General features: G+C 61.1%; 8 protein-coding genes and 2 pseudogenes. 5 read left to right on the top strand and 5 right to left on the bottom strand.

What is annotated here, in order from left to right; all coding sequences use genetic code 11:
• Positions 1-242 precede the first annotated feature (242 nt).
• Positions 243-1,124 (bottom strand): aldo/keto reductase family oxidoreductase, encoded by an 882-nt coding sequence (locus NE850_RS37205; protein WP_310700235.1) that lies wholly within the window; start codon positions 1,122-1,124, stop codon positions 243-245.
• Between the two features lie 89 nt (positions 1,125-1,213).
• Here NE850_RS37205 and NE850_RS37200 point away from each other — a divergent pair, with 89 nt between their 5' ends.
• Positions 1,214-1,876, top strand: coding sequence for a TetR/AcrR family transcriptional regulator (locus tag NE850_RS37200; protein WP_007176076.1), 663 nt, complete (start codon positions 1,214-1,216; stop codon positions 1,874-1,876).
• Between the two features lie 158 nt (positions 1,877-2,034).
• Here the strand turns inward: NE850_RS37200 and NE850_RS37195 are convergent, their stop codons facing one another.
• Positions 2,035-3,165, bottom strand: coding sequence for an MBL fold metallo-hydrolase (locus tag NE850_RS37195; protein ID WP_007176075.1), 1,131 nt, complete (start codon positions 3,163-3,165; stop codon positions 2,035-2,037).
• 86 nt (positions 3,166-3,251) lie between these two features.
• On the opposite strand from NE850_RS37195, the gene NE850_RS37190 reads away from it, so the two are divergent.
• Positions 3,252-3,875 (top strand): TetR/AcrR family transcriptional regulator, encoded by a 624-nt coding sequence (locus NE850_RS37190; RefSeq protein WP_310700234.1) that lies wholly within the window; start codon positions 3,252-3,254, stop codon positions 3,873-3,875.
• A gap of 96 nt (positions 3,876-3,971) precedes the next feature.
• Here NE850_RS37190 and NE850_RS37185 read toward each other — a convergent pair.
• Positions 3,972-4,657: pseudogene (locus NE850_RS37185) on the bottom strand (substrate binding domain-containing protein); the annotation flags it as partial.
• On the opposite strand from NE850_RS37185, the pseudogene NE850_RS37180 reads away from it, so the two are divergent.
• Positions 4,643-4,879, top strand: a pseudogene (locus NE850_RS37180) (PCC domain-containing protein); the annotation flags it as partial. The pseudogenes NE850_RS37185 and NE850_RS37180 overlap by 15 nt on opposite strands.
• Positions 4,880-5,031: 152 nt before the next feature.
• Positions 5,032-6,879: a diguanylate cyclase gene (locus tag NE850_RS37175; RefSeq protein WP_310700233.1), complete on the top strand. Its 1,848-nt coding sequence runs from the start codon at positions 5,032-5,034 to the stop codon at positions 6,877-6,879.
• Positions 6,880-7,083: 204 nt separating this feature from the next.
• Here the strand turns inward: NE850_RS37175 and ilvD are convergent, their stop codons facing one another.
• Complete coding sequence (ilvD, locus tag NE850_RS37170; RefSeq protein ID WP_310700232.1) at positions 7,084-8,946, bottom strand: dihydroxy-acid dehydratase; 1,863 nt, start codon at positions 8,944-8,946, stop codon at positions 7,084-7,086.
• A 267-nt stretch (positions 8,947-9,213) separates the two neighbouring features.
• Here ilvD and NE850_RS37165 point away from each other — a divergent pair, with 267 nt between their 5' ends.
• Entirely contained in the window at positions 9,214-9,867 is a 654-nt protein-coding gene (locus tag NE850_RS37165) for an ureidoglycolate lyase (protein WP_035516993.1), read from the top strand.
• 104 nt (positions 9,868-9,971) lie between these two features.
• Here NE850_RS37165 and NE850_RS37160 read toward each other — a convergent pair whose 3' ends face one another.
• Entirely contained in the window at positions 9,972-11,594 is a 1,623-nt protein-coding gene (locus NE850_RS37160; protein WP_310700231.1) for a methyl-accepting chemotaxis protein, read from the bottom strand.
• Positions 11,595-11,716: the final 122 nt, after the last annotated feature.

Genomic DNA, 11,716 nt, shown 5'->3' with positions numbered 1-11,716 from the left:
TGCGGCGCTGTTCGGGCTGGGTCAAAACTTCAATGGGTTCCACGTTAGAGCTGGGCTTAAACATAGGCGTAAGACTACCTCAAAGTTTAAGCGTTCCTCGTGTCCGGTTTTCACGGGGGCCGCCCCAGAACTCACGTAGACACATCGTCGGGGAATGAAGTATCGAGCGGCACTCAGTGACTAACCGCACAGAGACCGCTTTGCGACTCTCTCCTTGATCCGGCCTCGAAAGCCCAATCGACTCAGTCCTGCGTATCCCCGGCACCGATTGTGTCCAACGACGCCAGGACATTCTCCGGCAACTGAAGATTCACGCTTTCAATGTTCTGTTCCAGATGCTCGACCGACGAGGTTCCGGGTATCAGCAGAATGTTCGGCGCGCGCTGTAGCAGCCATGCCAGGGCGACCTGCATCGGTGCCGCATCGCATCGATCCGCAGCGTCGCTCAGCGCATCGGCTTGCAGCGGAGAGAAGCCCCCGAGCGGAAAAAACGGGACATAGGCAATGCCATCTTCTGCAAGATGGTCAATCAGTGCGTCGTCGTTCCGGTGAACGAGGTTGTACATATTCTGCACGCACACAATGCTCGTAATCGCGCGTCCCTGCGCCACCTGCGTTGCGGTCACATTGCTCAGCCCAATGTGCCGGATCAAGCCTTTCGCCTGAAGCGCCGCGAGCGCCGTCAAAGGCTCTTCAATGTCGCCCTCGGTCGGTGCCGCGACGTCGAACATTACACGAAAGTTCACGACGTCCAGCGCATCGAGACCGAGATTGCGAAGGTTGTCGTGCACCGCCGACTCCAGTTCGGCCGCTGACGACGCAGCGTTCCACGATCCATCGCTACCTCGTCTGGCACCTACCTTCGTGACAATGGTCAGCGCATCAGGATAGGGATGAAGCGCCTCGCGGATAAGCTGATTTGTGACGTGGGGGCCATAAAAATCGCTCGTATCGATGTGGGTGATTCCTCTTTCGATAGCGGCACGCAGCACGGCTATCGCTGCGCCGCGGTCTTTCGGTGGGCCGAAAACGTGAGGGCCTGCTAGCTGCATCGCGCCGTAGCCCATGCGCGTAACAGGCAGATCGCCAAGTTGAAAAATGCCGGCCCGCGTAACTTCAGTCATTGATGCACTCCTTCTTTCGGGTTGTCGTTTCCGTAGCTGCGGGGTGTGCGGATAGAATACGAATAATCATTCAGATTGTGAATTCGCATATGCGGACCGATAACGGACAGGGGCTGAACGCCCGCAAACAGCCGCAACAGGCGCGCTCCCAGGCGACTGTGGACGCGATCTTCGATGCGACTATTCAGGTTTTGCTGGCTGAGGGGTTGCAGCGACTTACCACCATCCGCGTGGCGGAAAGAGCCGGAGTATCGGTTGGAACGCTTTACCAGTACTTTCCTCAAAAGCAGGCGCTTCTTTTTGCCGTGCTGCAGCGGCATCTGGAAAGAGTGGTGAGCGCGATGGAAAAAGCCGCTGCGTCAGCGCACCACGCTTCTTTGTCGGCAATGGTGAAGGCTGTGGTTGCGGCATTCGTAAAAGCAAAAACCGAGAATCTGGACGAATCGCGCGCCCTATACGCGGTTGCCCTCGAACTCGATTCACGCAGCTATGTTCGCGAAGTGGAGGCGCGCAACCGCGCGGCGCTGGAAGCCATGCTGAAGACGGCCTCCGATGCGGATTTTGACGACATTGCCATGACCACTTTCATGTTCATGGGAGCATTGGTCGGTCCCATACGTTTGCTGCTTGAAGCGAAGTCGCCGCAATCAATGATCCGGAAGTTTCGCGTTGAACTTGAATCGCTCTGTCTCGGGTATCTGGAACGGGAAGCGCATCCAAAGCGTTCAACGGATCAGACAGGATCCGCGTGAGTTTCGTCTAAGGCACGGCGCCCTGCGGCTCAAACATGAAAGGTCATATTCATGCGCGCGTCGCGGCGTTGTGCACCGCGGACAACGAAACCCCGAACAGGTTAATCCGGCGACCTCTGTCCGCTGTCATTCACGGATCACCCGACGCGCACAAGCAATCACGAAGACTTCGCGTCCCCGACATTGCGCGAAGCACATAGACGCCAGGCGGCCTTTGGCGCGGCGGCGGGCTCGACGGCGTGGCGCCACCAGCGTTCGCCGCGATGCGGCGCGCTCAGATCCAGCCGCTCGCCCATGCCGGGCGTCGACAGCGCGACACCGCGCACGAGAGCCAGCCCCATCACCCTTTCGAACGGCTCCTGCCAGTGGTGCATGGCGAGGTCGAAAGTGCCGTTGTGAATCGGCACGAGCCACTGGCCGCGCAGATCGATGTGCGCCTGCACTGTTTCTTCGGGCTGCATATGAACGTACGGCCACTGCTCGTCGTATGCGCCGGTCTCGACCAGCGTGACGTCGAATGGTCCGAGGCGCTCGCCGATAGTCCTGAACCCATCGAAGTAGCCAGTGTCGCCGCTGAAGAACACGCGCAGATCATCGTCGACTATCACCCACGACGCCCATAACGTGCTGTTGCCGTCGAACAGGCTACGACCCGAAAAGTGCTGCGCGGGCGTAGCGGTGAACTGCATGCCGTCCACCTCAGTGTCTTGCCACCAGTCGAATTGCCGTACCTTCGAGGCGTCGATGCCCCATTCGATCAACCGGTCGCCGACGCCGAGCGGTGTCAGAAACACGCCGGTGCTCTGCGCAAGCAAAAGCACGGTTTCGCGATCCAGGTGGTCATAGTGGTCGTGCGAGAGGATCACGCCTCGTAGCGGCGGCAAATCGGCGAGCGCGATGGGCGGCGCATGAAAGCGCTTCGGGCCGAGATTGCGGAACGGAGAAGCGCGCTCGGCGAACACCGGATCGGTCAGCCAGAACTGGCCGCGCAGCTTCAGCAGCATCGTTGAATGACCGAGCCGGTAGAGGCTGCGGTCCGGTGCCGCGTCGAGTTGCGAACGCGTCAGCGCTTCGATCGGCAACGCGGCTGTCGGCACGGTGCCGCGCGGTTTGTTGAACAGCACGTTCCACACAATGCCCAGTGTCTTGCGCAGGCCTTCGGCGGGACGCGGCTTGGCGTTGCGAAAGCGTTCGCCGTCATGCTGAGGTGAGTGGCTGGACAACGCGCGGCCGCGTTGCGCGGCGGTAACGCCGAGCACGCGGCTGACAAAGGCGGGAAGCGACGTCATAAGGTAGGCGGTCCGGGGAAAAAATGTACACTCCGCAGTGTAGTTTATTTTCGAGAAAAGTAAACTGCCCGGTGTAAAATCTCTGTATGGAATCTAGTGCCATCCGTGCCATCCCTCAGCGCCTGACTGATCGTAAGCGTGTCGCCATTGTTAGCGCCGCAATCGAGGAATTCCTCGCGGCCGGCTACGACGCGACCAGCATGGATCGTATCGCCGCGCGCGCGAACGCCTCGAAACGTACGGTCTATAACCATTTCCCAAGCAAGGAAGCACTTTTCGCGGCGATTCTCCATCAACTGTGGGACGCGAGCCAGCAGGGCGATGTTCCCGCCTACCGCGCCGACGAACCGTTGCGCGCACAACTGCTCGACCTGTTGAGCCGCAAGCTTCGGTTGCTGAACGACGAGTCCTTTCTGTCGCTTGCACGTGTGGCGATCGCGGCCGGTATCCATTCGCCGGAGCGGGCGCGGGACATGGTTGCCCGCCTCGGCGAACGCGAGGAAGACCTGACCGTGTGGGTGCGTGCCGCCGCCGCGGACGGCCGTCTCAAGACCGACGATCCGCTTTTCGCGGCGCTGCAGTTGCAGGCGCTGGTGAAGGGTTTTGCGTTCTGGCCGCAGGTGACGATGGGCCAGGCGCCGCTTGGCGAACGGGAACAAAGGCAGATCGCGGAATCGGCCGCTGATATGTTTCTCGCGCGATATGCGTGAGCGGATGTAACGCCGGCGAAGGCCGCTTTGCATCGAAGTCCGGCCGCACATACACAGTTAGCGGACACGAGATTTGTATCGTACAGGCTGAGTGCGCTACGACGCGCCGGTGAACCGCTTCAATCGCGACTTGAACCGCGCAAGCTCTTTGTCCGCGAGCACGTAATCGTTGCAGTCATGCAGGCGAGCGAAGGCGAGATCCAGAAAGGCTCGGACTCGCTTGGGCTGAGCAGTTCGGTTTCCGTAATAAAGATGCAACCCGATGTGCGCGCTCATATGCTGCAGGAGGACTGGCACCAGTCGTCCCGCCCGGACATGGGACGCAGCCGAGAAACTCGCGAGTTGTCCAATCACTTGCCCCGCGAGTACGGCTTGCACTTCAAGTTCGGTGTCGTTGGTCGCAAACGCGGGGGACATCTGCCGATGTTCGAGCTTGCCATCGAAGCTCAGGTACCAAGGCGCGACCTTGCCCGTGACGGGATGCCGGAACACGCTACAGCGGTGCGCCGCCAGGTCGTCCAGTGTCGATGGCGTTCCGTACGCTTCGAGATAGTCGGGTGTCGCGCACACAAGCATCTGGATGGGAATAGCTGTCGACCAATTACGCCCTCGCTGGCCGACGCCCCGATCCGGAAGCCGACATCGACGCGATCCAGCACCCAGTTGCCGATACCGTCATCGAGTTGGACATCCGGCTGAATACCGGGGTGCTCGCGACAGAACTCGTCGAGCAGCGGCATGAGGATAGCGGCGAACGACGATTTCGGCCCAACGGAGCGCATCTGCACATGTCGGTTGCCGACCCGCGTGGCCAGGTGTCTGGTGGTCACGTGGCGCGCGGTTGCATGATCCGCACAACCGCAGAGATATTGCTGGTGCTTCTTCCCGAATATCGCTTCTCCCGTGAGCGCGACCCGGGTTCAGGATTCATGGAACTTGTGATACAGAATGAACTACCCACGGATCACGCTCACCCCACACGTCCGGACAGCATCGACAAATAGTCATTTCGCCCCTGAACCGCTCTTCGAACCGACACCATCGCAGCGGTCTATTCCGGCATGGTCATCGGCCCCTTTCCCCTCAATTCGTGACGTTCGTCGCCGTTATACAATTGCCTGCCTCGATTCGCGACCTCCTACCGTAATGCGCCCCCATGCTGGCTAGCACCATTTCCGATGAAGACGCCGGTCCCTATTCCCCAACCGGGGCCAGCGGTCTCGCAATAACGCCGGCCGACATGGAATGCCGGGCGTTGACACGGATCGCGCGGTTTCATTTCGGCGTCGCAACCGCAATGGTCACGTTGCCCGACGCGCGCGGTCAGAGAATTCATGCCATCGACGGTTCGTTACCCCACATGCTGCCTCCGGACCTGTCCGGTCCGCCGTTCCAGGCAAGCGCAAAACCGGACCGGACGGTCGTGGTGCCGGATACATGGGACGACGAGCGTTTCGGCGGCAAGGCACGCGACCTTGCTGTGCGCTGGCCGCGCTTTTACGCAAGCTGTGGAGTAACAGGCGCCGACGGGCGCCATCTGGGTGCGCTGTGCCTGCTAGACGATTTACCTCGCAGCCTCGATGACGCACAACGGGAATTCCTGCGCGAATTGGCCGGGATGGTCGCCCACGGACTCGAACGCGCGCACGCAATCGCAACGCTGCGTAACCGCGTCGAAGAACTGGAGACAGGCGGCGAGCTCATGACGTTGGCGCTTGCCGGCAGCGGGACCGGTATCTGGGATCGCAATGTCGTCATCGGCACAATCGACTACTCGCCGGCCTGGAAGGCCATGCTCGGCTATGAGGGGCACGAGCTGAGTAACCGGATGGAAGACGCTTATCTTCGTTTGCATCCGGATGACCGCGCATACGTCCATGCAACGATGCAGAGCCACTTCGAGAACAGGACCGACAGCTACGTAGTCGAGCATCGGATTCGTTGCAAGGACGGCAGCTACAAGTGGATCTGCAGCCGCGGCAAGGTGGTCGAGCGCGGCAGCAACGGTCACGCAATGCGCATGGTCGGCACGTCGACCGACATTACCGCGTTGCGGGAGATGGCCGCGCAGCTACAGCAGTCCATCGAGATGGTCACGAACCTGACCGACGAGGTTCCGGGCATGGTCTTCCAGTACAGGCGAATGCCCGACGGGCTCGCCTTCTTCCCTTACACGAGCGAAGGCATTCGCGATATTTACGAGCTGACGCCGCAGCAGGCTGCGACGGGCGCGGCGACGATCGACGCACTGATCGATGCACGCGATCTGGCCGCATACCGGGAATCGCTTGAAGAATCGGCGGCAAGTCTGTTGCCGTGGCACCTGGAATACCGGGTACGGCTGCCGCGGCAAGGCTTGCGCTGGCGGCAGGGCGATGCCCGGCCGCGGCGGCTGGACGACGGCAGCACGCTCTGGCACGGCTTCATCACCGATGTGACGGATCGCAAGCACATCGAGGCCGAGCTACAGGAGTTGGCAACCATCGATTTCCTGACCCAGTTGCCCAATCGCCGCCACTTCATGATGCAAAGCGAAGCGGAGTTGGCGCGCATCCGGCGTGCCGGCGGTCGCGTAGCCGCCGTGCTGATGTTCGATCTGGATCACTTCAAGGCGCTCAACGACCGCTGGGGACACGCAGCCGGCGACAGCGCGCTCAGCCACTTCGCCGCACTGTTACGAGCCGAAGTGCGTGCCGGCGACATCGTGGGCCGGCTCGGTGGTGAGGAATTCGCAATGGTGCTGCCCAATACCGATACCGACGCCGCCATCGCACTCGCTGGACGCGTTCAGCACCGCACCGCGCGAACCCCCTTGCAGCATGGCGATGAGCACCTCGCGCTAACCGTGAGCATCGGCATCGACATAATGCGGGTAACCGATATCGGCGCCTACCAGTCGCTGTCTCGAGGCGACAAGGCACTGTATCGAGCGAAAGAACGGGGACGCAACCGGATCGAGATTTATGGCGACCAGTGCGGCTCCATATCCATCAAACAGTCATAAATAAGCATTGCGGCCAACGGTCTGCCCATAAGCAGGAACGGACTGCTCAAAATCCGGCAGCCGAAAGGCAGTGCCGGATGCCATGCGCAGTAAAGCCCATGCCAGGCAACCGAACAACCGTCCACACAGAGCCGGAAAAACCCGGACGGCCCGCGCTCGTTGTGAAAACGAGTGCGCGGCCGTCCGCGACAGAACCGTTGCGCGTCACTTGCGCTTCAGTTGCGAGATGTCCCGTACCGCGCCGCGATCAGCGGACGTGGCCAGCGCCGCATAAGCCTTTAATGCCTGCGACACCACGCGTTCACGCGCCGCCGGCATCCACGCCTTGTCGCCGCGTGCCTCCATAGCGTCCCGGCGGCGCGCCAACTCCTCGTCCGACACCACCAGGTGCATCTTGCGCTTCGGAATGTCGATCTCGATCACATCGCCCTCTTCCACCAGGCCGATCGTGCCGCCTTCGGCCGCTTCCGGCGACGCGTGCCCGATCACCAGCCCGGACGAACCGCCGGAGAAACGGCCGTCGGTGAACAACGCACAGGTCTTGCCCAGGCCTTTCGATTTCAGATACGACGTGGGGTAAAGCATTTCCTGCATGCCGGGGCCGCCCTTGGGACCTTCGTAACGGATCACGACCACGTCGCCAGCCACAACCTTGTCGCCCAGAATGGCTTCGACAGCGTCGTCCTGGCTCTCGAACACGCGCGCACGCCCGGAGAAAACCCATTGCGATTCGTCGACACCGGCGGTCTTGACGATACAACCCTTGTCCGCCAGGTTGCCGTACAGCACGGCGAGGCCGCCGTCTTTCGAATACGCGTCCTGTTTGCTGCGGATACAGCCGGTCTTGCGGTCGGTATCCAGCGAGGCGAACGTGGCTTCCTGGCTGAACGCGACGGTGGTCGGAATGCCGCCCGGCGCCGCGCGGAAGAACTTCTGCGCTTCCTCGCCCGCGCCGCCGGCGATGTCCCATCTGGCGATCGCGTCGCCCAGTGTGCCGCTATGCACGTTGCCGCACGACAGATCGAGCAGGTCCGCGCGCGCCAGTTCGCCAAGAATGCCGAGGATGCCGCCGGCCCGATGGACGTCTTCGATATGGTATTTGTCGGTGGCGGGAGCGGCCTTGCACAGGCACGGCACTTTGCGCGAGATGCGATCGATGTCGGACATGGTGAAATCGACGCCGGCTTCCTGCGCTGCCGCCAGCAGATGGAGCACGGTATTGGTCGAACCGCCCATAGCCACGTCGAGCGCCATCGCGTTCTCGAACGCCTGTTTGCTGGCGATGCTGCGCGGCAGGACCGACGTGTCTTCTTCCTGATAGTAGCGGCGGCACAGGTCCACCACCAGGCGGCCGGCCTGCTCGAACAGACCTTTGCGCCATGCGTGCGTGGCGACGATCGTGCCGTTGCCCGGCAACGCCAGACCGATCGCTTCGGTCAGGCAGTTCATCGAGTTCGCGGTGAACATGCCCGAGCAGGAACCGCATGTCGGGCAGGCGCTGCGCTCGATTTCGGCGACTTCCGCGTCGCTGACCTTCGAGTCGGCCGCCTTGATCATCGCGTCGATCAGGTCGATCTTGGCGATCACCTGGCCGTCTTTCGGCGACGTAACCTTGCCCGCTTCCATCGGACCGCCGGAGACGAACACGACGGGAATGTTCAGGCGCATGGCGGCCATCAGCATGCCCGGCGTGATCTTGTCGCAATTGGAGATGCAGACCATCGCGTCGGCGCAGTGCGCGTTGACCATGTATTCCACGGAATCGGCAATCAGTTCGCGCGACGGCAGCGAATACAGCATGCCGCCGTGACCCATGGCGATACCGTCGTCCACGGCGATGGTGTTGAATTCCTTGGCGACGCCGCCGGCCGCTTCGATTTCCTTCGCGACCAGCGCGCCCAGGTCGCGCAGATGCACATGGCCCGGCACGAACTGCGTGAACGAGTTCACCACCGCAATAATCGGCTTGCCGAAATCGCCGTCCTTCATGCCGGTGGCGCGCCACAAGGCGCGCGCGCCGGCCATGTTGCGACCATGAGTCGAAGTTCGTGAACGATATTCAGGCATCTGTATCCTCAGGTATTGGGGGTCGTTTGAATGTGAATTGCACTCCAGCGCAGCCCCGCCGGTGCCCGTTACGGGCAGTGATGGCTCGCGCAAACGCGCGGTGGTGCGATGGGAATGGACGAATAGTGCGAGAGCGCGAGTAAGACGTCCAATATATTTTTCCGGTGCAATTAGGTCGAAAAATATATTAGTTCAAGCGGATCAGCTTGGGGAGGCGTGTATTCGAGCACCTGCGTGCCAGATTTTCGACTCGTATAAACTATGCTGATGTCCCAAGAAATCGATTACCTCAACCCCGCCCTTCCTCCTGGCCTCCGACGCGTATCGATGCCCGTGGTCGACGCGACCCCCGCCACGCTCGATGGCTTTGGCAGGCTTGTGACAGACCCGAGCGAGTGCCCGATCGAGATCGTGCAGTGGCCCGCGGTGGGAACAAGGCCCATCGACTCTGGAACCGGTGACGAGGCCGGCACGACCGAAGGGACATTTGTGAGCGAGTGGCGCGGAGATATTCTCTACGGCCGAAACGAGGCCGTGGGCGGTCACTACATCCTTGCGTACGCAAGGGAGCCTGAAGCTGCCCGCGACGACCACGCCAATGCACCGGAACGCATGCTGCTCTGGCACGCGAACTACCACCCGGACGGCGGACAACTGTTTTTTCCTCTCGATCATCTTCCGTTCTACGTTCCACTCGCATTGCCGGGGGACGACATTACGCCGGAGAAGTTCGTGTGCTTTCGCTTCGACGGCCAGCAGGGTCTCTACATCCACCCAAACATCTGGCACGAAGGTGTGTTCACTCTTCGAGGGACGCAGCGGTTCTTTGACAAGCAGGGCGCAGTTCACGCGCGCGTTTCTGTCGACTTTGCCCGCGAGTTTGGCTGTCTTCTCGAAGCGCCGATCGCCAGCGGCGCCTGAGCGTCCGGTTGGGGCGGCGATCCTCGCGCGAGAGGATGTTACCCAAGTGGAGCAGTCATCGATTTAACAACGCATTGGGCCCGTGCGCCGGCTACATGCCGGACCTAGAGCTTGAAAACACTAACCGCTGTATGCAGTTTCTTCGCCTGATCGTCCAGCGACTGCGCGGCGGCTGCGGCCTGTTCCACCAGCGCCGCATTCTGCTGGGTGACTTCATCCATCTGCGTGACTGCTTGCCCGACCTGATCGATACCCTTGCTCTGCTCGTCCGAGGCCGCCGCGATCTCGCCCATGATGTCCGTCACCCGCTTGATGCTGATCACAATCTCGCCCATTGTGCTGCCCGCCTGATCGACCAGCTTTGTGCCCGTTTCGACCTTGTTCACGGAAGTTTCGATCAGCGTTTTGATATCCTTGGCCGCTGCGGCCGAGCGTTGCGCGAGCGTGCGCACCTCGGTGGCCACCACGGCGAAACCCCGGCCATGTTCGCCTGCGCGTGCGGCTTCCACGGCAGCATTGAGTGCGAGGATATTGGTCTGGAACGCGATCCCGTCGATCACGCCGATGATGTCGGCAATCTTCGCCGAGCCGGCGTTGATCTCTCCCATAGTCGCGACCACCTCGGCCACCACGTCGCCTCCCCTTACGGCAATTGTGGCGGATGACTGTGCCAGGCCATTGGCCTGCCGGGCATTCTCCGCGTTCTGCCGCACCGTGCCGGTCAACTGCTCCATGCTCGCCGCCGTCTCCTGAAGCGAAGCGGCCTGCTCTTCGGTGCGGCTCGACAGATCGACATTGCCTGCGGCAATCTGCTTCGAGGCCGTGCTCACCGATTCCACCGAGTCCCGTACAGCGGCCATCACCTCTGCGATCCGGGCCATCAGGTGATTAAAGGCGACCGCCGTCTGGCTGATTTCGTCCTTACCCTCAACCGATGCACGCTGCGTCAGGTCGAGTGATTCACTCGCCTGCTGCAACGTCCCCTGGATTCCGCCCAGCGCTCGCTGGATCGAACGGGACAACAGGAAAATCCATCCGACCACAATCGCCATTGCAACCACCAATACCGTGATCACCGTCCCGACCGCATTCGTGCTGGTGCGATCGGCGAGTTCCGCAGCCTGCTGGCCCCGCTTGCCTGCTTCGGTGATCGTTGCCTCGATCGATGCAGCAAGCGGCTGAAAGTCGGAATGATAGAGCGAAGCGACCTGATCGTTGGCCGCTTTGGGATCGCGGGCGGCCAGTTCGATTAACTGACGCGACTTCTGATCATAAGCGTTCCATTGCGCGCGCAGTATCTTGAGCCTTGCTTGCTGATCGGGAGATTTGAACAGCGGGTCAATGATCTCAGCCCATTTGCCGATGTTCCGTTCCGCGTCGGCAAAGATCTTTTTAGTATCCTCTGAAGCCGGATCGAGCTCGACTGTAGAGAGCGCGCTTGCCTTGATTTCCGTCAGGCCGCGTACCTGCGTCTCCCGGCGATGCGAGGCCGCCTGCGCATCGTTCACGGCGTTGAATCCGATTGCCGTCACAGCGATACCGCCCCCAATGGCGATCAGCGCGACGAGCATCAGAATCCGGAGTTTTGTTTTGATTGTCATGGTAAGTCGTAGCGAAACTTCAATGATGGCAGCCAGTGGAATCTGCTCAGTACATGATCCGTTGACGGCACATGCATGTTCCTGCTGGTCGGTCCGAGCGGACGAGGTCTCCTTGCTAACGGCCAAAGGCCCGTTTAATTAATGCCCAATTAGCAAAAGACGTTTCTTGAGATGACGGGTTATGGCTTGCGTAGCGTTGCGCTAAGCGCTGTCGTTAGCCAATGCGAGATCGTGTTTCAGGAAAGCGC

The organism is Paraburkholderia sp. USG1, from assembly GCF_031570135.1.
In the GTDB taxonomy this organism is placed as follows: domain Bacteria; phylum Pseudomonadota; class Gammaproteobacteria; order Burkholderiales; family Burkholderiaceae; genus Paraburkholderia; species Paraburkholderia dioscoreae.
The sequence above is the reverse complement of the archived record's forward strand: the minus strand, read 5'-3'. Positions and strand labels throughout refer to the sequence as shown.

What these genes read in the sequence shown, in the direction of transcription:
- NE850_RS37205 (WP_310700235.1), bottom strand. Translation starts at nt 1,124, where the DNA reads ATGACTGAAGTTACGCGGGCCGGCATTTTTCAACTTGGCGATCTGCCT.
- NE850_RS37200 (WP_007176076.1), top strand. Translation starts at nt 1,214, where the DNA reads ATGCGGACCGATAACGGACAGGGGCTGAACGCCCGCAAACAGCCGCAA.
- NE850_RS37195 (WP_007176075.1), bottom strand. Translation starts at nt 3,165, where the DNA reads ATGACGTCGCTTCCCGCCTTTGTCAGCCGCGTGCTCGGCGTTACCGCC.
- NE850_RS37190 (WP_310700234.1), top strand. Translation starts at nt 3,252, where the DNA reads ATGGAATCTAGTGCCATCCGTGCCATCCCTCAGCGCCTGACTGATCGT.
- NE850_RS37175 (WP_310700233.1), top strand. Translation starts at nt 5,032, where the DNA reads ATGCTGGCTAGCACCATTTCCGATGAAGACGCCGGTCCCTATTCCCCA.
- ilvD (WP_310700232.1), bottom strand. Translation starts at nt 8,946, where the DNA reads ATGCCTGAATATCGTTCACGAACTTCGACTCATGGTCGCAACATGGCC.
- NE850_RS37165 (WP_035516993.1), top strand. Translation starts at nt 9,214, where the DNA reads ATGTCCCAAGAAATCGATTACCTCAACCCCGCCCTTCCTCCTGGCCTC.